19 protein-coding genes are annotated in these 21,771 nt (G+C 63.2%); 9 read left to right on the top strand and 10 right to left on the bottom strand.

Going from position 1 to position 21,771, the window contains the following annotated elements:
* Window positions 1–25 precede the first annotated feature (25 nt).
* Complete coding sequence (locus RYH70_RS02175; protein ID WP_317009726.1) at window positions 26–1,384, bottom strand: DEAD/DEAH box helicase; 1,359 nt, start codon at window positions 1,382–1,384, stop codon at window positions 26–28.
* 200 nt (window positions 1,385–1,584) lie between these two features.
* On the opposite strand from RYH70_RS02175, the gene RYH70_RS02170 reads away from it, so the two are divergent.
* Together RYH70_RS02170 and RYH70_RS02165 are read left to right on the top strand one after the other, a co-directional pair.
* Entirely contained in the window at window positions 1,585–2,313 is a 729-nt protein-coding gene (locus RYH70_RS02170; RefSeq protein WP_026948436.1) for a lipopolysaccharide kinase InaA family protein, read from the top strand.
* Window positions 2,314–2,599: 286 nt separating this feature from the next.
* Window positions 2,600–3,820 carry an MFS transporter gene (locus RYH70_RS02165; RefSeq protein ID WP_317009725.1) on the top strand — a complete coding sequence of 407 codons (1,221 nt, stop codon included), beginning with the start codon at window positions 2,600–2,602 and terminating at the stop codon, window positions 3,818–3,820.
* Window positions 3,821–3,827: 7 nt separating this feature from the next.
* Here RYH70_RS02165 and RYH70_RS02160 read toward each other — a convergent pair whose 3' ends face one another.
* Entirely contained in the window at window positions 3,828–4,235 is a 408-nt protein-coding gene (locus RYH70_RS02160; protein WP_022996893.1) for a VOC family protein, read from the bottom strand.
* Window positions 4,236–4,416: 181 nt separating this feature from the next.
* Here RYH70_RS02160 and RYH70_RS02155 point away from each other — a divergent pair, with 181 nt between their 5' ends.
* The gene (locus RYH70_RS02155; protein WP_022996894.1) at window positions 4,417–4,854 is read left to right on the top strand and encodes a PaaI family thioesterase; all 438 of its coding nucleotides are present in this window, start codon (window positions 4,417–4,419) and stop codon (window positions 4,852–4,854) included.
* Between the two features lie 10 nt (window positions 4,855–4,864).
* Here the strand turns inward: RYH70_RS02155 and RYH70_RS02150 are convergent, their stop codons facing one another.
* Together RYH70_RS02150 and alkA are read right to left on the bottom strand one after the other, a co-directional pair.
* Complete coding sequence (locus RYH70_RS02150; RefSeq protein ID WP_317009724.1) at window positions 4,865–5,362, bottom strand: methylated-DNA--[protein]-cysteine S-methyltransferase; 498 nt, start codon at window positions 5,360–5,362, stop codon at window positions 4,865–4,867.
* Complete coding sequence (gene alkA / locus RYH70_RS02145; protein ID WP_317009723.1) at window positions 5,359–6,807, bottom strand: DNA-3-methyladenine glycosylase 2; 1,449 nt, start codon at window positions 6,805–6,807, stop codon at window positions 5,359–5,361. The genes RYH70_RS02150 and alkA overlap by 4 nt, the downstream gene beginning before the upstream one ends.
* 410 nt (window positions 6,808–7,217) lie before the next feature.
* Between alkA and RYH70_RS02140 the strand changes: the two genes are divergently transcribed.
* Window positions 7,218–8,144 carry a LysR substrate-binding domain-containing protein gene (locus tag RYH70_RS02140; protein WP_317010157.1) on the top strand — a complete coding sequence of 309 codons (927 nt, stop codon included), beginning with the start codon at window positions 7,218–7,220 and terminating at the stop codon, window positions 8,142–8,144.
* Here RYH70_RS02140 and RYH70_RS02135 read toward each other — a convergent pair whose 3' ends face one another.
* The 3 genes from RYH70_RS02135 to RYH70_RS02125 all read right to left on the bottom strand — a co-directional run bounded on the left by RYH70_RS02135 (window position 8,145) and on the right by RYH70_RS02125 (window position 10,111).
* On the bottom strand, window positions 8,145–8,654 hold the full coding sequence (locus RYH70_RS02135; RefSeq protein ID WP_035450510.1) for a methylated-DNA--[protein]-cysteine S-methyltransferase: 510 nt from the start codon (window positions 8,652–8,654) through the stop codon (window positions 8,145–8,147). It lies immediately after the preceding gene.
* 44 nt (window positions 8,655–8,698) lie between these two features.
* Window positions 8,699–9,322: a glutathione S-transferase family protein gene (locus tag RYH70_RS02130; RefSeq protein ID WP_317009722.1), complete on the bottom strand. Its 624-nt coding sequence runs from the start codon at window positions 9,320–9,322 to the stop codon at window positions 8,699–8,701.
* Window positions 9,323–9,559: 237 nt separating this feature from the next.
* A complete protein-coding gene (locus RYH70_RS02125; protein WP_063142199.1) occupies window positions 9,560–10,111 on the bottom strand; it encodes a DedA family protein in 552 nt (183 codons plus the stop codon).
* A gap of 293 nt (window positions 10,112–10,404) precedes the next feature.
* Here RYH70_RS02125 and RYH70_RS02120 point away from each other — a divergent pair, with 293 nt between their 5' ends.
* Window positions 10,405–11,214, top strand: a complete 810-nt coding sequence (locus tag RYH70_RS02120; RefSeq protein WP_022996901.1) for a formate/nitrite transporter family protein — start codon at window positions 10,405–10,407, stop codon at window positions 11,212–11,214.
* Window positions 11,215–11,272: 58 nt separating this feature from the next.
* Complete coding sequence (locus tag RYH70_RS02115) at window positions 11,273–13,003, top strand: bifunctional protein-serine/threonine kinase/phosphatase (RefSeq protein WP_317009721.1); 1,731 nt, start codon at window positions 11,273–11,275, stop codon at window positions 13,001–13,003.
* On the opposite strand, the gene RYH70_RS02110 is transcribed toward RYH70_RS02115, so the two are convergent.
* The gene (locus RYH70_RS02110) at window positions 12,991–13,623 is read right to left on the bottom strand and encodes a TetR/AcrR family transcriptional regulator (protein ID WP_317009720.1); all 633 of its coding nucleotides are present in this window, start codon (window positions 13,621–13,623) and stop codon (window positions 12,991–12,993) included. The two genes, RYH70_RS02115 and RYH70_RS02110, sit on opposite strands and share 13 nt — an antisense overlap.
* A 149-nt stretch (window positions 13,624–13,772) precedes the next feature.
* On the opposite strand from RYH70_RS02110, the gene RYH70_RS02105 reads away from it, so the two are divergent.
* Both RYH70_RS02105 and RYH70_RS02100 read left to right on the top strand, forming a co-directional pair.
* Window positions 13,773–14,927, top strand: coding sequence for an efflux RND transporter periplasmic adaptor subunit (locus tag RYH70_RS02105; protein ID WP_231504676.1), 1,155 nt, complete (start codon window positions 13,773–13,775; stop codon window positions 14,925–14,927).
* 2 nt (window positions 14,928–14,929) lie between these two features.
* On the top strand, window positions 14,930–17,986 hold the full coding sequence (locus RYH70_RS02100; RefSeq protein ID WP_026948429.1) for an efflux RND transporter permease subunit: 3,057 nt from the start codon (window positions 14,930–14,932) through the stop codon (window positions 17,984–17,986).
* 448 nt (window positions 17,987–18,434) lie between these two features.
* Here RYH70_RS02100 and ypfJ read toward each other — a convergent pair whose 3' ends face one another.
* Both ypfJ and RYH70_RS02090 read right to left on the bottom strand, forming a co-directional pair.
* Entirely contained in the window at window positions 18,435–19,325 is an 891-nt protein-coding gene (gene ypfJ, locus RYH70_RS02095; protein WP_317009719.1) for a KPN_02809 family neutral zinc metallopeptidase, read from the bottom strand.
* Between the two features lie 91 nt (window positions 19,326–19,416).
* Entirely contained in the window at window positions 19,417–20,835 is a 1,419-nt protein-coding gene (locus RYH70_RS02090; protein ID WP_145953533.1) for a hypothetical protein, read from the bottom strand.
* Window positions 20,836–20,943: 108 nt separating this feature from the next.
* Between RYH70_RS02090 and RYH70_RS02085 the strand changes: the two genes are divergently transcribed.
* Window positions 20,944–21,711, top strand: a complete 768-nt coding sequence (locus tag RYH70_RS02085; RefSeq protein ID WP_022996908.1) for a TSUP family transporter — start codon at window positions 20,944–20,946, stop codon at window positions 21,709–21,711.
* Window positions 21,712–21,771: the final 60 nt, after the last annotated feature.

Genomic DNA, 21,771 nt, shown 5'->3' with positions numbered 1-21,771 from the left:
GCACCTTAAAGAAATGGACCGCAAATCAGTCTTGGGAACGGGGTTTGCGCTTGAGGGTGGCATGGCCGCCCTTGAGTTCCTGGGCGGCGGGTTTTGCCTTACGGCGGAGGTTGGCGGTTTTCTTTGCGCCTTTCGCCGCTTTCGTTCCTTTCACGCCGCTTTTGGCGGCGGCCTTGCGTTTCAGCTTTTTGCTTTTGCTGCCCACCGCACGGCCATCGGCGCGCCGTTTCTTCGGCCCTTGATAGCGGGCCTTGAGCGGTTCGATGATGCGAAACTCGAACTGCTGATCGAGATAACGCTGGATGCTCGCCATCAGATTCCATTCGCTGGCACTCACCAGCGATACCGCCACCCCCTCGCCGCCGAGCCGGCCAGTACGGCCAATGCGATGGACGTAATCGTCACCGCTGCGCGGCATGTCAAAATTGATCACCAGATCCAGACCGGAAACATCCAGACCACGGGCGGCCACGTCAGTGGCCACCAGGATATCCACATCACCATTGCGTAAACGGTCCATGGCCTGTTTGCGTTCTTTCTGCGCTTTCTCTCCATGCAACACATAAACCTTGTTGCGGGCGGTGGCGCGCAGCACCCCGCCGAGACGATCCGCCTGCACCCGGGTATTGGTGAACACCATGGCCTTGGCATAGGTTTCGTGGGCCAGCAACCATTGGGTCAGGCGCTCCTTGTGCGCCGCGTCGTCGGCGGTAATCACCTGCTGGCGAATGCCATGGTGGATTTCACGGACGGTGTGCAACGCCAGAACCCGGGGTTCACGCAGCACGCCGCGCACCAGGCGCTCCATGTTGGCATCTCCCGGGGTGGCGGAGAACAGCCAGGTGTGGCGCTGTTCCGGACAGGCCGCGGCCAGACGGCTGACATCCTCGCCAAAGCCGAGATCGAGCATGCGGTCGGCTTCATCGATCACCAGCACCGCCAGATCCGCCAGGGCCAGATTACCCGCTTCCAGATGTTCCAGCAGGCGCCCCGGTGTCCCCACCAGGATTTCCGGATTCTTGCGAATGCGGGCCGCCTGGACTTTGAAATCCTCGCCACCCGTGACCACTTCCGACTGAATGAAAGTGAATCCCGCCAGCGCCTGCACCTGTTTCTGCAACTGGCTGGCCAGCTCCCGGGTGGGAGACAGGATCAAAGCACGGGTACCAGCCAGCGGCTTGGGCTCCAGCAACAGATGTTGCAGCAAAGGCAGCGCGAAGGCGGCGGTCTTGCCACTGCCGGTGCGGGCGGTGACACGCAGATCGTGTCCGGCCAACGCCTGTGGAATCGCCTCGCTTTGCACTTCCGTGGGCGTCTCCATCGAGCACGCCTCTATGCCCTTAAGCAAGCGCTCATGCAGCCCCAGTTCGGCGAACCCCGTCATGCCATTCTCTCCTCGCATCGTTACCCACCCGCCAGCGGTCGGGCCAAGAGGCGTAGTGTAACGGATTTGCGCCCGCTTTAAGGGGGTTTTACCGTGTCCGCGAGAGCCGGCCCCGCCAGCGCCGGATTTTCCCGGAGCGCGGCGTTACAATAGACGCTGTTTTCGGGCGAGACTGTTTATACAAGGGGGCGGGCATAGCCATGAGATGGTGGGTCAAAAGCGCCCCGGACCAACACGCTTTCGACGGTCTGGACGCCGTGTTTCAACTCCAGGGCCAGGTGGTCTCCGATGGCCCCATGGGAGACGTGGTGCGCCTGCGCCGTGGCGAGCGAACCTTCTTCGTCAAACGGTACCGTAACGGCGGCGGCCATCTGCACAACTGGATCGGCACCCCACGAGTGCAGCGGGAATGGCGCAACCTGGACCTGTTCCGTCGCTGGGGACTGCCGGTACCGGACGTGGTCGGCGCCGGTTTCCGCCGGCGCCGGGGCCGCTTTCATCAGGGCGCCCTGATCACCGTGGGTATCCCCGACAGCACCGATCTCGCCACTCTGGCCCGCTCCGGCGCGGGCTGCCTGCGGGACCGGGCCTGGGTGGCCGCGGTATCCGATCAGGTCGCCGACGGCCTGCGTGTCATGCATGCCCGGGGCTTCTGCCATGGCGACATGAAGTGGCGCAATATTCTGGTTACCGGTACCCCGCCCCGGGTGTTCTTCATTGATTGCCCCGCCGGACGCTTCTGGTTCGGCCCGTTCCTGCGCTACCGCGTGATCAAGGATCTCGCCTGCCTGGACAAAGTCGCCAAGCACACTCTCAGCCGCACGCAACGTCTGCGCTTTTATCTGCGCTATACCGGCCGCTCCCGGCTCAATGACGCAGACCGTCGCAGAATCCGCAAGGTGCTCCGTTTCTTCCAGGGCCGGGAATAAGCCCGCCTTGGCTTCCCACAAACCGCACTACGAAGCCGCTGTAGGAGCTTGCCCTGCAAGCGAATCGGGTTCCAGGACCCAAAAATTCGCTTGCAGGCAAGCGCCTACAGCGGCCTTGTGGCGACTTCCGACTTTATAGACCATCAAACCAACCAGTATGCCCACCACCACTTGTTGAGCTACACTCAAATGCAGCCAATATGGCAAGCGCCTTGATCCGTCTTCCCCGACCGGAGGTGACGAACCGGGAGCACGAATAAAAACATCAGATCAATCCGAGGCCACCATGCCGTTTTTCCGCCGCCGCCCGCCCTTTGTCTTGATGGTGATCAACGGGGCTTTATGCACCATCGCCATCCTGGTATTTGCCCGCCTCAGCTATGGTCTGGTGCTGCCGGCCATGCGCGACGGGCTGGGGCTGAGCAACGCCCAGGCGGCGAACCTGAGCACGGTGAACGCCCTCGGTTATTTGCTGCTGGTGATGGTGGCCGGCGTGTTCGCCGCCCGCTTCGGCGGCCAGACTTCGGTGGTACTCGGACTCATGCTGGTGACCGGCGGCTTCTTCGGCCTCGCCCACGCCAGTGACTTCGTGCCGATCCTGCTGTTGATGCTGGTATTGGGGATGGGCACGGCCTTCGGCTACACCCCTTTGATCTCGCTGCTGGCCAACACTTTCCCGCACCGGCGCGGCGCGGTGATCGGCTTCGCCAACAGTGGCGTGGGGCTGGGCATGCTGCTGGTCGGACTGATCGTTCCGGCCATGACCGAACGCAGCGCCGAGCAGGGCTGGCGCGATGTCTGGCTGCTGTTCGCCACCGGCGGGTTGGCGGTGCTGATTATGTCAGTGCTGATTCTGCGCAACCCTCTGGGCCATTCCAACGCCGCCAGACCCAAGCTCCGCACCAAGGATTTGCCGGTGTTCCGCAATCCCCATGTGATCACGGTGGGACTGGTGTACGGCGTACAGGGTCTTACCTACATCGTGCAGACCACGTTCATGTACAGTTATGCCCTGGAATCGGAAGTGCCGGCGCTGACCACCGGCCATCTGGTGTCAATGATGGGCATCATGTCCGTGTTCACCGGTCCGCTGTGGGGCGGCCTGGCGGACCGGCTGGGCTATTCCAACAGTCTGGTGCTGGCAATGACGCTGTCGCTGGTGGGCACCGCCCTGCCGGTGCTGTGGCCGGTACAGCCCATGTTCGTCGCCCACTTCCTGATTCTGGGCCTGTGCATCTCCGGCCTGTTCACGTCCATCCTGGCCGCCTCCACCGAAACCGTGGCGCCCCATCAGGCCGCCGTGGCGGTGAGTTTCGTCACCCTGTTCTACGCCGTCGGCCAGTTGATCGGCCCGGCCGCCGCCTCGTTGATCATTGAGTGGAGCGGCGGCTTTCGGGCCACTTTCGCCGCCACCTCGGTGGTGTTGGCCCTGGGTGTCTACCTGGGGCATCGCAGCCGCCGTTACCAGCGACCGCCCCCGCAAACCTGCGCCGGCCTGGCCGACTGAATCCGGCTTATTGCCCGGGAATCGCCGACGGGTCCATCCAGAACGCCTCCCAGACATGGCCGTCCGGGTCCGCCAGGTTGCGGTTGTACATGAACCCCAGATCCTGGACCGGATTGATGTCGGCGGTGCCGCCATGGGCGGCGGCGGTGTCGTTCATGGCATCCACCGCCTCGCGATCATCAAGGCTGAGCGCCAGCATCACTTCACTGGCGGTGGCGGGCGGAATCGGCCTCTGGGTGAATGAGCGCCATTTGTCATGGGTGAGCAGCATGACGTGGATCGACTCGCTCCAGACCATGCACGCGGCGGTGTCATCGGTGAAATGCGGATTGTTCTCGAAGCCGAGCGCGGCATAGAACGCCATGGACGCAGGCAAATCCGCCACGGGCAGGTTGACGAAAATCATTTTGGACATGTTCGGGACCTCTCAAGGTGGTGGTCAAAAAGATGGCCGGAGCCGCTGTTCCCGGTTAGTCGTCTCACCGCCTCGGATTTCGACAAAAACAAAACCCATGCCGTGGCGCTGTCCCTCTACTGACAGCCGCTGTCACTGGAGTTGAGCATATTGGCGGTACCACGACAGCAGGAGCCAGACCATGCCCCCTTCGTACAGCACACCACGGACCCCGCCGGCCGACATGCCCTTCCCGCCAAGTGCCCGACTGCTCGGATGGACACTGGAGCACTTTGACGACAACACCGGCTTATTACGCGTCCGCTTCGATGGCAAACCGGATTTTCTCAATCCCGCCGGCATGATCCAGGGCGGCATTCAGGCCGCCATGCTCGACGACACTCTGGGCCCGGCGCTCTGGCTCACCAGCCGAGGCAGATTGTACGCCCCGACCATCGACATGAATGTGAGCTTCCTGCACCCGGCGGCCCCGGGCCCGCTGTTCGGGGAAGGCCGGGTGGTCAAACTCGGCCGCACCATCGCCTTTCTGGAAGGGTGCCTGTACGACAAGGCCGGCACGGCCCTGACCCGGGCCACGGCAACCGCTCGTGTACAACAGTTTGATGCCTCGCGGAGCTGATCCGCGCCGATCAGAACAAAGTGCCGGTACCCGGCCCGCCGCCCTCCAGTGCCAGCAGCCGGGCCTTGCGGTCGATGCCGCCAGCATAGCCGGTCAGGCTGCCATTCGCTCCCAGCACCCGGTGACATGGGATAATCACCGAGCAGGGGTTGCGGCCCACCGCGGCCCCCACCGCCCGTACCGCCCGGGGCCGGCCGAGCCGGTGCGCCAATTCGCCATAGGTGGAGGTGTTCCCGCAACGGATTTCCCTCAGAGCGCCCCAAACTTGGCGCTGAAATTCGGTCCCGCGTGGCGCCAGCGGCAAATCGAAATCGCGGCGCTCCCCGCTGAAGTAGGCGCGCACCTGATTCGCGGCGGTCACCAGCAGTGGATGAGCCGGATTGTGCCGCCAGGGACGCGGGTCAGGATGGTATTTCTGCCCTTCGAACCAAGCGCCCACCAGGGCGTCGTCTTCCGCCGCCAGCAACAGGGCGCCCAGGGATGTGGGTAAAGCGTGATATTCGATCATGGGGTCTTGTTCTCCTGGCCACCGAACCAAAGATGCATCACCGCATAAGCGCGCCACGGACGCCAGGCCTCCGCCCGCCGTCTCACCGCCACCGCCGAAGTCTCCCCCAACGCCTTGAGCACGCCAAGGTCGGCGGCGGGAAACGCATCCGGCCAGGACAGCGCCCGCATCGCCAGATATTGGGCGGTCCAGTCACCAATGCCGGGCAGAGCCTTGAGCTCGGTCAGGGTACGCTCCACATCCGCCGCCGGCGACAGCAGCATGGGATCCTCGGCACAGGCAGCGGCCAGCGCCTGGATCGCCTTCACCCGGGCGCGAATGATGCCCAGCAATCCCAGCGTCTCCGCCTCGGCGGCGGCCACCACGGCGGCCTCCGGGAAGGTGGTGGTCAGATCCTCGAACGGCGTGTCCAGCGGCTCGCCCAGTGACGCCGCCACCCGGCCGGCCAGAGTTCGCGCCGCCTTGACCGTGATCTGTTGTCCCAGCACCGCGCGCACCGCCGCTTCGAAACCATCGAAGGCCCCCGGCACCCGCAGCCCCGGCCGCGCCGCCGCCAGCGAACCCAGCCGTTGCGCCACCAGCGCTGGCTGGGCGTCCAGATCGAACAGCCGGCGCAAGCGAACCAACACCTCCGGCACCACCGGTGCCAGAGACTCGGACAACGTCACCGTGAGTCCGTTGCGAGGCCCCGGCGCCACGGTCAGCCAGCCACGGTGAACTTTGTCGCCACGCCGGATCAACGCGGTACGCCGGTATTGTCCCCGCTCCATGCCTTCCACTCCGGGAATGGCCCGGGCGGCGAGAAAATCGCGCAGCGCCTCCCAATCAAAGGGCGGCCGATAGCTCAAATGAAAGACCAATTCGCCGTCGCTGGTGCGACGCCCTGACGCGGCCCGTCGCCATGCCGAGGGCGGCTGCCCATAACGCCCCCGGAACAGGGTGTTGAAGCGCCGCAAACTGTTGAAACCGGCGGCCAGCGCCACCTCGGTAATGGTCAGGCCGGTGTCGCGCAACAGACGCCGGGCCAGCAATAAGCGCCGGGTTTGCACGTATTCCACCGGCGCCACGCCGAACTCGGAGTGGAAAACCCTTCGTAAATGGCGATCGGTGACGCCAAGGCGTTCGGCCAGAGCCGCCAGCGATTCCCCATCGCCCGCCCCGGCATCCAGATATTCCGCCGCCTGTCTGGCCAGGCGCCGGTTCGCGTCCACGCTGGCATCCCCCGGCGCCAGTTCCGGCCGGCAGCGCAAACAAGGACGGTAGCCCTCGGATTCCGCCGCCGCGGCGCTGGCGAAGAAGCGGCAGTTTTCCCGCTTCGGCAGACGCGCCGGACACACCGGCCGACAGTACACGCCGGTGGAGGACACCGCCACGAAAAAGCGCCCGTCGAAACGAACATCGCGGGTGCGCAGGGCCTGATAACACTGATCATCGTCAATCCACATGGCATCGATCATACCCCGCCGCGGCGTCCGCTACTCGCCCTTTTCGGACCTCGAGATTTTTGTTTTTTATTCAGAAAAACTAAATTCCAAAATGACACCAAAAGAGAGAAACTCCCTTTTTTGGAAGAACAGCAATCCAATCTTTCTCAAGCATTCCACATAGGAAAACTAAATCATGAGTGCGGTTCTGCCGTTACTGGCCCTACGCGCCTTCACTGAAATCGGACGCCATGGCAGCGTCAAGCGCGCCGCCGGGGTGATGGGTTAGAGCCTGTTCACGATCTTTACGCCGCCGCGCCGGAGTTCATTTTATCGTCAGGTCGTGATTCCGATTGTGCGGTGTAGTCAATCTACATAAACAAGCGTAATCGCGGCCTGGCGGTAAAAGGGGCCCGGCCCTTCGGGTTGCGCTGGAAAAGCCGCCAGACGACGCCCCGGCCTTTGACTTTGGAACCACCAAAGCCTGCAGTCCGCGACGCCGCCTGGCGGCTTTTCCAGCAGCAACGCGGTGGCGTAAAGATCGTGAACAGGCTCTTACGCCCGGCGCGGTCAGTCAGCAACTGAAACAGCTCGAAGAGCGGATCGGGGCCCCTCTGTTTATCCGAACCCGCCAGGGCATGCAGCTCACCGAAGCCGGCGAACAGGTTTATCCCGCCCTGCTCCAGGCCTTCGAACAGATCGAACGCAGCCTGGGCAGCCTGGAAGCCCGGAACGCCCGGCAAACACTGACCGTGAGCACCACGCCGTCCTTTGCCGCCTCCTGGCTGGTGCCCCGTCTCGGCCGCTTCACCGAGCGTCACCCGGATATCGATGTTCGCGTGGAGGCCTCATCCGATCTGATCCACTTTCAGCGCGACCGGGTGGATGTGGCGATCCGTCATGGCCTGGGCGATTATCCCGGGCTGGCGTGCCAGAGACTGATGGCTTCGGTGCTGGTGCCGGTGGCCAGCCCCGCCCTGTTGGCCCAGGGCCCACCGATCCGGGAACCCGCCGACTGTCTGGCCTTTCCATTACTGCAAAACAGCAACCGGGCGGACTGGGTACTGTGGCTGAAGGCACTGGGAATAAACGAACCGGCTCATGCCGACCGGGGGCCCGCCTTCAATGACGAGCTGCTGCTGATCCGGGCGGCGGAGGCCGGGCAGGGTCTCGCTTTGATCCGGGACGTGCATGCCCGGGCGGAAATTGATGCCGGCCGGCTGGTACTGGCTCTGGATCAGCCCTGGCCATCGGATTTCGCCTATTATCTGGTGTGGCCGTCTTCGGTACAGGAAAAGCCGGCCATGACACTCTTCAGAGAATGGCTGGCACAGGAGGCATCGTGCGGCGAGGACTGATCACAACAAACTCCGCTGCGGCAGCGCGCGCTCCAGCTCAAGCAAAGCCTGCTTGCGTTCGATCCCGCCGGCGTAGCCGGTAAGGCTGCCGTCGGCACCGATCACCCGGTGGCAGGGGACAATAATGGCGATCGGATTGACCGCATTGGCACGGCCAATAGCCCGCGCCGAAGTAGGCCGGGGCAGCCGTGTTGCCAACTCGCCATAGGAGATGGTGGTGCCGTAGGGCACTCGCCGCAGATGGCGCCAGGCCTCTTGCAGAAAAGCGTTACCCAGGGGCGCCAGCGGCACGTCGAAATCCGTCAATTGCTCAGCGAAATAAGCGTCCAGTTGCTCCGCCACAGGACGGACAGCCGCCGCATCCCGAACATAGGACAGGCCGCGCCAATGCACACTGGCCGGATGGTGCTGCCCATCAACGAACTCCAGACGCACCAGAGCCCCTTGCTGATCAACCAGGGCGATCATCGGCCCCAGCGGCGTGGTTAACACATCAGCCCTGTACGTCATACCCGATTCACCTTGGAATCTGTTCTTGATTTTTATAGGTGGCGTCACGGCTCGGTGGCCGGTGCCGGCAGCATCACGCCACGCCCTACCGCCGGCCGCCGCGCCACGGCATCATGCCAGCGTGTCAAATGGCGATGGTGCTCGAATCCGAAGCCGCAAATCACGGCGATATGCGTCCAGCCGAAGGTGGCGATATCGGCGATGGAATAGCTGTCGCCAGCCAGAAAGACCCGGCTACTCAGATGACGGTCCAGCGTGGCGAAGGCTTCCTCGCTCAAGCTCCGGTAACGATCAATAGCCTCGCGCAACCGGGTCGGCGCGAACAACTCGAAATGCACGCGCTGCCCCAGTATCGGCCCCATGCTGGCGGAATGAAACTGCAGCCATTTGATGGCTTCCCAACGGGCCGTCAACGCCTCCGGCAGCAGGCGCCCGGTTTTTTCCGCCAGATACAACAGGATCGCCGAGGACTCAAAAAGCGTCACTCCGGTTTGCTCATCACGCAGGACGGGAATCCGGCCATGGGGGTTGATTGCCAGGAACGACGACTGGCGCTGCTCGCCAGCATGAAGATTGATCTGTTCCAGTGTATAAGGCAGCCCCAGCTCTTCAAGGGCAATAGTGACCTTGAAGCCGTTGGGGGAAGAATCCGTGAATACGGTGATCATGGGCCCGGCTCGCTTCTCTGTCAGAAAAACCAGAATCGCAAGGTAGCCGGACCACGGGCTCGGGGAAAACGATATGTACTGAGCTCAGAGTATAGAAAGGCTAAAGCGGCCCGTGGACCATGGATGTCCCACCGCTGAGGGCGGGCACGCCTACACGCCGGTCGCTGCCAAGGCAGCTTCCACAGCGGCTCCGTAGCGCTCATTCTGTGGGAAGCGGCCTTGGCAGCGCATCCTGTGTCAGCGGGGTGCGCGAAAATAGCGCCACAGCCACATCAGTACACCGATCAGAAACAGCGCCCCCAAGACATAAAACTCGTAGCGTTTCAGATGACCAAGCAGCCCTTCCAGCAAGGTACCGAAATGGAAGGCGGCGAAGCCCAGCGCCGTCGCCCAGATCGCGGCGCCCAGAGCGTTGAAAAGCAAATACCGGCGCGGCGGGTAGCCGGACAAGCCAATCACCACCGGCATTACGGTTCGCAGGCCATAGACGAAACGGAAACCGAGCACCCACAAATCAGGGTGACGCCGCACCAGCCTCAAAGCCTTTTCGCCCGTCGCTTCCCAGCGGGGTTTACGTCGCAACAACCGCCGGCCATGGTGGCGCCCGAGCAGAAACCAGAGCTGGTCCCCGCAAAAAGCACCGGCGAAAGCGGTGAATATCACCAGATCCAGACGCAGATAGTCATGGAACGCCAGGAACCCCGCCAGCACCAGAATCGTCTCGCCTTCCAGAAAGGTCCCCACGAACAGGGCGGGATAGCCAAAGTGTTCCAGGAAGTGTTGAAGCATGGTGAAGGCCGGCAGGGGGAAGCCGGCAGCCTACCCCGATTGCCGACACCGCACAATTGACGCCCCCTTCCGGAAAAGCACCAAAACGGACCCGGCGCCCTGCACCATAATGGCGCCACGCGTGCGGCCCGGCCCTTGATCACCCCTACCAACAAAAATAAAAACTTATTTTATATCAACAACTTAAAAACTCACTCGCGCTCCTGGTGCGGTTCTTGCTGACCCTCTCCATAGCAATAGAACGACGCTTTTAAGGGCCTTCCGCAAACATTGATGATCCAGAGAGTGCGACCATGTCTTACTTAGTGCCTTCCGAATTCGTCACCAAGATGGTGGATGCCGGTGAATCGAAGATTTACATGGCGACCCGCGACACTTTGATCCGTGCCTACATGGCCGGCGCCATCCTCGCCCTGGCGGCGGCCATGGCGGTGACCATCACGGTACAAACCGGCAATCCCCTGATCGGTGCCCTGCTGTTTCCGGTGGGATTCTGCATGCTGTATCTGATGGGGTTCGATCTCCTGACCGGCGTGTTCATGCTGACCCCGCTGGCGCTGTTGGACCGGCGCCCGGGAGTGACCACCAATCGTGTCCTGAAGAATTGGGGCCTTGTGTTCCTGGGCAATTTCGCCGGCGCGCTCACCGTGGCGTTCATGATGTCTTTCATCCTTACCTACGGCTTCAACACCGAGCCGGGAACCGTGGGCGAAAAGCTGGCAGCCATTGGTGAATCCCGTACGCTGGGCTATGCCGAGTTCGGCCTGGCTGGCTGGATCACCATTTTCATCCGCGGCATGTTGTGCAACTGGATGGTGTCCATGGGCGTGGTGGGCGCGATGATTTCCACCACGGTTTCCGGCAAGGTGATCGCCATGTGGATGCCGATCTTCCTGTTCTTCTACATGGGCTTCGAGCACTCGGTGGTGAACATGTTCCTGTTCCCCTGCGCCATGCTCATGGGCGGCGATTTCTCCGTGGCCGACTACTTTATCTGGAACGAGATCCCCACCGCGCTGGGCAACCTGGTGGGCGGCCTCGCCTTCACTGGTCTGACCCTCTATACCACCCATGTGCGCACCGCGCCGAAACGTTCCCTGTAATCCAAGGAACGAAAACCAACAGGAACGTGCTCCGGTCATGGCCGGAGCACCCAACGCCATGCCTTCCTCCCTTCAGGTATCCCTGGGACAGTACTCCGACAAAGGCCGCAAAGCCGTCAATCAGGATTTCCACGGCGCCCTGATTCCCGAAGGGATGGCGCTGATCAGCAAGGGGCTGGTGCTGGCGCTGGCCGATGGCATCGGCAGCAGCAACGTCAGCCACATCGCTTCGGAAACCGCGGTCAGCAGCTTTCTCGAAGACTACTTCAGCACCCCGGAAACCTGGTCGGTACGGCAGTCCGCGCAACGGGTGATCAACGCCACCAATGCCTGGCTGCACGCGCAAACCCGCCAAAGCCAATACCGTTATGACCTGGACCGGGGCTACGTATGCACGTTTACCGCTCTGGTCATCAAGGGGGACAGCGCCCATTGCTTCCATCTGGGTGATGCCCGTCTGTATCGGCTGAGTAACGGCGTCCTGGAACAGCTCACCGAAGACCACCGGTTATGGGTGTCACGGGAACAGAGTTACCTGAGCCGGGCACTGGGCATGAACGCCCGCGCGGAAATCGATCATCTCAGCATGCCGGTGACGGAAGGGGACTGGTTCGTGCTGGCCACCGACGGCGTCCACGAGTATCTGGATACCGACACCCTGACCAGCACTCTGGCCTCGCAAACCGATCCGCGCCAGGCGGCGCGGACCCTGGCGGCGCTGGCCTACGAACGCGGCAGTGAGGATAACCTGACCGTGCAGGTCCTGCGCGTCGACCGGTTGCCGCGGGATGAATCTTCCGCCTTGTCCGGCCGTCTTGACGATCTGCCGCTACCGCCGGAGCTGCATGCGCGCATGGAATTCGACGGCTTCCGCATCCTGCGGGAGTTGCATGCGAGCAGCCGCAGCCACGTCTACCTGGCGGAAGATCTGGACAGCGGCGCCACCGTGGTGCTGAAAACCCCGGCCATCGACCGCGCCGATGATCGCGCCTTTCTGGAACGGTTCATGATGGAGGAGTGGATCGCCCACCGCATTGACCATCCCCATGTTCTCAAGGCGCCGCCACGGCAACGGCAACGTCGTTACCTGTACACGGTGACGGACTATGTGGAGGGGGAAACCCTGACTCAGTGGATGCGCGACCACCCCAACCCTTCGCTGGAAACCGTTCGGGATCTGGTGGAACAGATCGCCCGCGCGCTGTACGCCTTTCATCGGCGCGAGATCCTGCACCAGGACCTGCGCCCGGAGAACGTGATGGTCGACGCCAACGGCACCATCACCCTGATCGACTTCGGCGCCGCCCGCGTGGCCGGATTGGCGGAGCTGGCCCCGCCCCGGGACCGGGAAGCGCCGCAAGGCACCCTGCCCTACATGGCACCGGAATACTTTCTCGGAGAACCGGGCAATACCGCCTCTGATCTGTTTTCCCTCGGTGTCATTGCCTATCAACTGCTGACCGGGGATTTGCCCTACGGTACCGCCGTGTCCCAGTGCCGGACCCGGTCCGCGCAGAACCGGCTCCGCTATCGCAGCGCCTTGCGCGATGACCGCGATCTGCCGGCCTGGGTGGACGGAGCGCTGCGCAAGGCGGTGCATCCCCACCCGGACAAGCGCTACCGGGAGTTATCGGAATTTATCCATGATCTGCGCCACCCTGGTCCGGGTCTGGCGCACCCCATCCGGCCGCCGCTGATGGAACGCCATCCGGTGCGTTTCTGGCAGAGCGTCAGTGCCGTGCTGGCCCTGCTGGTGGTACTGCTCGCCGTGCGTCTCTATGGCGCATAAGCGCGCAGGAACATGGCCACCACATCGGTGATATGGGCTTCCGCCTCCTCCGCCGTCATCGGCTCGCCGCAACCGATCAGCACCTGCATCTCATGGCAACCCTTGATCAGGGAAAAGAAATGATCGGCGGCGCGATCCGGCGCCGCCACCCGCAATAATCCGCGCCGGCCCAGTTCCGCCAGCAGCCGCTCCATATCCAGCAGCGTCTTCTGCGGCCCCACTTCGAAGAACAACCGGGCCATGGTCTGGTCCTGGCCGGCCTGAGCCGCCATCAGCCGCATCAGATTGACCGCGTCGTCCTGGGTCACCAGTTCATGGAAGGAGCGGGCGATGCGCAGCAACACCTGTTCCACCGACTGGCTCTGATCGAAATGGAAGATCGGCAAGGGCATCTGTCCCTGGCATTTGATCTCCACCGCGGCGGCGAACAGCGCCTCCTTGTCCTTGAAGTGGCTGTAAACCGTGAGCTTGGAGACACCGGCGGCGGCGGCGATGGCATCCATGCTGGTGCCGGAATACCCCTGTTCCAGAAACAGGGTGGTGGCGGCGGCCAGGATGGCGTCGCGTTTGGCGGGGTCTTTGGGGCGGCCCGGGCCGCTGCGGGTCAGATTGTTCGACATGATCTCAACAAATGGTGGACTGGCGAGTTCACTAATTTTACTATACCGGCGAGTTTACCATTCAACCGACAAAATAACGACGTTGTTGTTGCTGCTATCCGCAGGCGCTCTTTCCCGCCCGGGGGTACCAACAAGGGATAAGGTGTTCCATGACTCGCCGCAACCGATCCACATCGCATTTACCCACTCATCGCGTGGGCGCTTCCGGCCTGCCTCTGTTGTTTCTCGGCGCCCTGCTTGCCAGCGCGCTTGGCGGCTGCAGCGGTGATGCCGCCACCACCGAGCACACCATCAGTACTGCTTTGGTGGTCCAGCCGGACAGTACCCACGCCGGCCATGACAGCTTCGCCGGCGAGGTCCGCGCCCGCTATGAGCCCGATCTGGCGTTCCAGGTCGGTGGCAAGGTGATCGAGCGTTTGGTGGAAGTCGGAGACCGGGTGGAGAAGGGACAGCCGCTGGCCCGTATCGACCCTCGCGACGTGCGCCTGCGGCTGGATGCTTCCCGGGCCCGGGTGGCCGCCGCCAAGGCCGACCATGATCTGGCGCTCAGTGAGCAGAAACGCTACCAGACCCTGCTGGAACGCAAGGTGATCAGCCAGTCCCAGTACGATTCGGTGAGCAGCCAGCTCGAAGCCGCCGCGGCGCAATTGCGCCAGGCCCGCGCCGATCTGGAAGTAGCCCGGAACCAGGCCGGTTACGCCGAACTGCGTGCGCCCCGGAACGGGGTCATCATGAGCCGCCAGGTCGAAGTCGGGCAGGTGGTGGCGGCCGGTCAGACCGTGTTCACGCTGGCCGCCGACGGCGATCGTGAAGTGCTGATCCATCTCCCGGAAAACCGCGTCAATCAGGTTTCTCTCCAGCAGGACGTCAAAGTGGAGCTGTGGTCGCGGCCCGGTGACCACTATGACGGCCGGGTCCGCGAGATCGCCCCCTCCGCCGATCCGCAATTGCGCACCTACGCGACGCGGGTGGCTTTCACCAGTGGCGACGTACCCGCCGATCTGGGACAAAGTGCCCGGGTATTCTTCCCTCAGGGTGGCACCCGCATGAGCATCCCGCTTAGCGCGCTCACCGCCGAGGACGGCGCCCCTTATGTCTGGAAAGTGAATCCCGCGGACCAGACCCTGGTGAAGACCCCCGTCCGCGTGGGGCCTTACCAGGAAGACCAGGTACCGGTGCTGGCCGGCCTGCAAGCCGGTGACTGGATCGTCGCCGCCGGTACCCAGTTATTTCGCGAAGGCCAGACCGTGAAACCGGTGGACCGGCGCAATCGCCAGGTGGACTTCGGCGACGGGGGACACTGAGGATGCGTTTCAATCTGTCCGAATGGGCGCTGCACAACCGCTCCCTGGTGCTCTACGCGATGATCCTCCTGGGCGCCCTCGGCGCGCTTTCCTACAGCCAGCTTGGACAAAGCGAGGACCCGCCGTTCACTTTCAAGGTCATGGTGGTGAATACGCTGTGGCCCGGCGCCAGCGCCGAGGACGTCTCCCGCCAGGTCACCGAGCGTATTGAAAAGAAGCTGATGGAGACCGGGGACTATGACCGCATCACGTCCTTCTCCCGCCCCGGTCAGTCCCAGGTCATGTTCATGGCGCGGGACGATATGCACTCCGACGACATTCCCGATCTCTGGTATCAGGTGCGCAAGAAGGTGGGCGATATCCGCCACACCCTGCCCCAGGGTATCCAGGGCCCGTTCTTCAATGACGAGTTCGGCACCACCTACGGCAATATCTACGCGCTCACCGGTGACGGCTTCGATTACGCGCTGAAGAAAGACTACGCCGACCGCCTGCAACTGGCCCTGCAACGGGTCGAGGACGTGGGCAAGGTGGAGCTGCTTGGCCTGCAGGACGAGAAAATCTGGGTGGAGCTGTCCAATACCAAGCTGGCCGCCCTGGGCATCCCGCTCGGCGCGGTGCAGCAGGCCCTGCAACAACAGAACGCGGTTTCCGACGCCGGTTATTTTGAGACCCCTACCGACCGCGTGCGCCTGCGTGCCTCCGGTAATTTTCAAAGCGTGGAGGAGATCCGCCGCTTCCCCATCCGGTTCGAGGGCCGCACCCTGCGTCTGGCGGACATCGCCAAGGTTTACCGTGGCTTTGACGACCCGCCGGCACCACGCATGCGCTTCATGGGCGAGGACGCCATCGGCCTGGCGGTCTCCATGAAGGCCGGCGGCGACATTCTCGCCCTCGGTGAAAACCTGGAAAAGGAATTCGCGCGCCTGCAGGAGACTCTGCCGGCCGGCCTGTCACTGCATAAGGTCTCCGACCAGCCAGCGGCGGTACGCGCCAGCGTTGGCGACTTTGTGCGGGTGCTGGTGGAGGCCCTGGTGATCGTGCTGCTGGTGAGTTTTTTCTCGCTGGGACTGCGCACTGGTCTGGTGGTGGCGTTATCCATTCCCCTGGTCCTGGCGATGACCTTCGCGCTGATGAATTACTTCGACATCGGCCTGCACAAGATTTCGCTGGGGGCGCTGGTGCTGGCGCTGGGGCTGATGGTGGACGACGCCATCATCGCGGTGGAGATGATGGCGATCAAGATGGAACAAGGGCTCAGCCGGATCAAGGCGGCCAGTTTCGCCTGGACCAGTACCGCCTTCCCCATGCTCACCGGCACCCTGATCACCGCGGCCGGTTTTCTACCGATCGCCACGGCTCAGTCCGGCACCGGCGAATACACCCGCTCCATTTTCCAGGTGGTGACGTTGTCATTGCTGGTGTCCTGGATTACCGCCGTGGTGTTCGTGCCTTACCTGGGCGACAAACTGCTACCCAATCTGGCCCGCCGCGATGATGCCGGTGAAGTTCACGACCCCTACCAGAAGCCGTTTTATCGCCGTTTCCGCGCGCTGGTGAGCTGGTGCGTTTACCACCGCAAAACCGTGATCGTGATGACGGTGGCGATCTTCATTGGCGCGGTGGCGCTGTTCCGTTTCGTGCCGCAACAGTTCTTCCCGCCATCCGCGCGGCTGGAACTGATGGTGGACCTGAAGCTGAGCGAAGGCAGCTCACTGGAAGCCAGCCAGGCCCAGGCGGAGCGGCTGGAGGCGTTGCTGGCGGAAAATGACCAGGTGGAGAACTACGTGGCGTATGTCGGCACCGGCTCTCCCCGCTTCTATCTGCCTCTGGACCAGCAACTGCCGGCGGCGAGCTTCGCCCAGTTCGTTGTACTGACCCGCAATATCGAGGAGCGGGAAGAAGTACGCTCCTGGCTGATCGACACGCTGGCGGCGGAGTTCCCCACCGTGCGTTCGCGGGTGTCGCGTCTGGAGAACGGCCCGCCGGTGGGCTACCCGATCCAGTTCCGGGTATCCGGGGAACACATCGGCGAAGTTCGTGATCTGGCCAGGCAGGTGGCGGAACGGATACGCGAGCAACCACAGGTCAGCAACGTGCACCTGGACTGGGAAGAACCCAGCAAGGTGGTGCGCCTGAACATCGACCAGGACCGTGCCCGGGCGCTCGGCGTCAACACCGCCGATCTGTCCCAGGCGCTGCAAAGTTCGTTGTCCGGGGTGGCGGTCAGCCAGTACCGGGAAGACAACGAGTTGATCGATGTGGAAGTCCGTGGTGATGCCCGCGAGCGCGAGGCGCTGGGGCTGTTGCCGAGTCTGGCGGTGCAGAACGAGGACGGCCGCAGTGTGCCACTGTCCCAGATCGCCACCCTGGAATACGGCTTCGAGGAAGGCGTCATCTGGCACCGCAATCGGTTGCCCACGGTGACCGTCCGCGCGGATATCTACGGCGACGAACAGCCGGCCACGCTGGTCAACAAGATCCAGCCCACCTTGCAGGATATCCGTGATGCACTGCCGCCGGGCTATCTGCTGGAAGTGGGCGGCACCGTGGAGGAATCCGCCCGCGGCCAGAAATCGGTGAACGCCGGCATGCCGCTGTTCGTGCTGGTGGTGTTGACGCTGCTGATGCTGCAGCTGCGCAGCTTCTCACTGACGGTGATGGTGTTCCTGACCGCGCCCCTGGGACTGATCGGCGTCACCCTGTTCCTGCTGTTCTTCGGCCAACCGTTCGGTTTCGTCGCCATGCTGGGCACCATCGCGCTGGCCGGCATGATCATGCGCAACTCGGTGATCCTGGTGGATCAGATCGGCCAGGATCTGGCCCAGGGCCGTGGCCAACATGAAGCCATCATCGAGTCCACGGTGCGACGCTTCCGGCCTATCGCGCTCACCGCGCTCACCGCGGTGCTGGCGATGATTCCGTTGTCCCGCAGTGATTTCTTCGGACCGATGGCCGTGGCGATCATGGGCGGACTGATCGTCGCCACCGCTCTGACACTGCTGTTTCTGCCCGCGCTGTACGCCGCCTGGTTCAGGGTTCCTCGTCCGGCCCGCTAATCCAGGCAAAGGGTGGTCCATATGGGGGGCGCAAGCCCCCCTTTTTTTGGTTCAGGAAATGGGCGTCTCCATCGAGGGCACGGGTCTGCACGGAGGCCTTCCGGGTTCCGACAACGACAGCCGCTGACACAGAAGGGGCTACGAAGCCGCTGTGGGAGCTTGCCTGCAAGCGAATATTACAAACCGCCCGAGCTAGCCCCATTCGCTTGCAGGCAAGCTCCCACAGCGGCGTTGTAGCGGCCACCGAAGCTAGAAGAACACCAGTGTTTGCCGGTTACCTCGAAGCGGGGCTGTGTTAGGCCTTTGTGGGACCCTGTCGAACAGGGACGTTCGACCGGGAGCTTACAGGGATGTATTTACGGCGTTCCCGCAAAGGCCTAACACAGCCCCGCTGCCCTCAATGGAGGGTAATCCTGTTTCCCTCTAAACCGCGACGAACCCTTTTGCTTCAACCCGCAAACGTATCGCAGGCGCTGATATCGCCGCTATCAAATCCGCGCCGGAACCATTCTATCCGCTGGGCCGAGCTGCCATGGGTGAAGCTGTCCGGCACCGCGGCGCGCCCCGCCTGCTTCTGCAACGTATCGTCACCGATGGCGTTGGCGGCGGTCAGGGCTTCTTCCAGGTCCCCTTCCTCCAACAGCTGCTTTTGCCCGGCATCATGTCCCCATACCCCGGCAAAGCAATCCGCCTGTAATTCCTGCCGCACCGACAGGGCATTGGCGTCGGCTTGGGAAAGGCCGGACTGGGCCTGGCGCACCCGCTGGCTGATGCCCAGCAGGGTCTGCACATGATGGCCCACCTCGTGGGCGATCACATAGGCCTGGGCGAAATCGCCGGGCGCGCCATGGCGCCGGCGCAGCTCGTTAAAGAAGGTCAGATCCAGATAAAGCTTCTGGTCGCCGGGGCAATAGAAAGGGCCGACCGCGGAACTGGCGGTGCCGCAGGCGGATCGCACCCCATTACTGAACAACACCAGAGTCGGTTCGCGGTATTGTTTCCCCATACCGGCGAAGATACGCCGCCAGGTGTCTTCCGTTTCCGCCAGCACCACGGCGGAGAATTCCGCCAGTTCCTGCTGCTCGGCGGACAATGGCTGCCCGCGCTCCGCCGTCATGCTTCCCTGCCCCATCGACAGCACGTCAATTCCCAGCAAACGGGCTCCGACATATCCCACCGCGCCCACCAGAAGCAGCACCCGGCCGGTCTTGCTGCGCAACAGCCAGGGCACCACCCGGAGCAGTAACAGAGCCGCGCCGCCACCGCCACTGCCGGCGCTGAGCGGCTGGCCCCGGCGATCCTCCACATTGCTGCTTTGCCGTCTTCCTCGCCAACGCATGATGGCACCCACCTGGTCTCTGAATAAGTATGACGACGTCTGCTGGAACATCGTCATACTTATTCAGGGACGTCCCATTCGCACTTACGCTTCAATCACGCTGGTAGGGCTTTCCTTCCAGCCACAGGGTGTGGCCGTCGAAACGGCACGGCAAAGCCACCTCACTGATACCGGTACGATGCAGGACCTGTCCGCTCTCCACATGAATGTAACTGCCCTCCCCGTACTTCACATCCAACCGCTCGGGCTGCGCCTGGTATTCGAACGCGGAATAAAAACGGAACCGGCGGCTGCCGGAGTACTGCTCAAACTCCCCTTCGCCACCGGGTCCCAGCAACAACCGGCTGCGGCCGAGGCCACGGCTGAAATGGCCCTGGGCCAGCTGGCACCCGGCGGCGGGGCCGGAGGAGGAGGTCTGGCGGCTGGCCAGGCGCCGTTTCAAATCCGCTTCCGAGGACAGGCGCTGGCCATCCAGGTAATGGCATTGGCGGCTGCCACCACTACTCCGTCCACAAGGCACGGTTCCGGTAAGGGTAAGCAAATCACTGCCCGCCGGTAATTCCAGCCAGCTGCCATCGCGACGCTTGAGCACACCCGGCCCCCTCGGCATCAACAACTCCACCGAGCCGTACCAGAGATCGCCGTCGGGCAATTGCAATTTGCCCTGATCCGGCTGCAGCCCCCGGTAAGCCCCTTCGAAGCGGCGGCCGTCGGACCATTCGGACACGGTACCATCGGGAAACGAGAAGGCGCCGTTCAGCGCCTGATCCACTTTACGCTCGTCCTTGAAACGCAACTCACCGATGATCTCGTTGGCGGCGATGCGCGCCTGCTCCATGGTGGCCAGCGTGGCGCCATTCTGGATGAACTCGAGCCGCCCCGGGCCAGCCAGTTCGCCACGGTATTGGGGCCCATCAAAAATCACCCGCAGACCGTCACCGGCATGCACGGTAAACGGCTGATAGTTGCTGGAAAGGTCGCGTATCCGGGAAGGCTTGCCATACAGGCGACCGCGAGCTTCCGCGCCCACATGGGGGGTAACGGTACTCCGCAGAAAGCTCAGTTTCACCGAGATCAGCGTATCGCCACCAGCGGACACCGGCACCCATTCCTGAAACCGCACCCGCCCCAAATGCAACACCCGCACCTGATATCGATCCGCCCAAAGCTGCGCGTCCAGGCGCTCACCCGCTTCCATTGGCCGCGAGGTGAATGAGATGAAGCCCTTGTTATACTCGGCGGCGGCCACTTCCACCTGCCAGCCGTAATAGGATCCGGTATGCCCAGGCGAAATCTGGAAATGCAGGGTACCAGGCTGATCCCGCCCGGCATCGCCGGCAACGCCCGGTTCGGGCAGCGGCTCCCGCGGTAACAGCTGGCACCCGCTCAGCGTCAGTGACCACAACGCCAGCAGCGCCGTGAGCCAGCCCTCCAGCCTTCCTTGTCCCGACACCACCATCAATAACGCCCTCAATCGTCCACGCCGGAGGCCCCGGCGACGCCGCACCATCCTGTCCCTTTCCGCGATGGTAACGCAGATCATGCTGCAACATAGTGACGGCCATCGCCAGCCCCCCATCGACCGGGGTAAAGTAGGCCCTCGCCAGGAAGGGACATCGTGGAATTAGACCTCTCCATATTGCTGATATTGGCGGCGGTGTCGCTGCTCGCCGGTTTCATCGACACCCTGGCCGGCGGCGGCGGCTTGCTGACCTTGCCCGCCTTGATGCTGGCCGGCCTATCGCCCGTGCAGGCACTGGCCACCAATAAGCTGCAGGGCACTTTCGGCTCCGGCATGGCCGCGTTCACGTTGTGGCGCCGGCGACGCTTTCGCATTGCCGAGGTGCGCCGGGCCTTCCTCGCCTCTCTGATTGGCAGCGCCCTCGGCACTGTCCTGGTGCAGGTCATGCACACCGACATTCTGGAGATTCTGGTGCCGGTGGTGTTGGTGATCATCGCCCTCTATTTTTTGTTCTCAAAGGGCGCCGGCCAGGTGGAACGGGCGCCCCGGGTCAGCGACAGGATCTACGAGCGCACCCTGGTGCCGGGCATCGGCTTTTATGACGGTTTCTTCGGCCCCGGCACCGGTTCCTTTTTCGCCCTGGTGGAAGTGGCATTGCGCGGCCGCGACCTGATTACCGCCACCGCCCGCGCCAAGGCGCTCAACTTCGCCAGCAATATCGCCTCGCTCGCGCTGTTCATCGCCGGCGGCAAGGTACTCTGGGCCACCGGCGCGGTGATGGTGGCCGGCCAGTTGCTGGGCGCGCGCCTCGGTGCTCACGCGGTGATCGGCGGCGGCGCCCGGCTGATCCGGCCTTTGATCGTGGTGGTCTGCGTCGCCATGCTGGCTCGCTATCTGGCGACCACACTGGGCGGCGGCGCTTGACCCGGGAGGGCTGCGCTCCAGGGCCTGTTCACCCTATTTGCATCCCGCCTGCCGGATGCA

The sequence above is a fragment of the Alloalcanivorax xenomutans genome (assembly GCF_032810065.1).
Lineage (GTDB): Bacteria > Pseudomonadota > Gammaproteobacteria > Pseudomonadales > Alcanivoracaceae > Alloalcanivorax > Alloalcanivorax xenomutans.
Note: the sequence above shows the minus strand (reverse complement) of the source record. Positions and strands in the feature narration are given on the sequence as shown.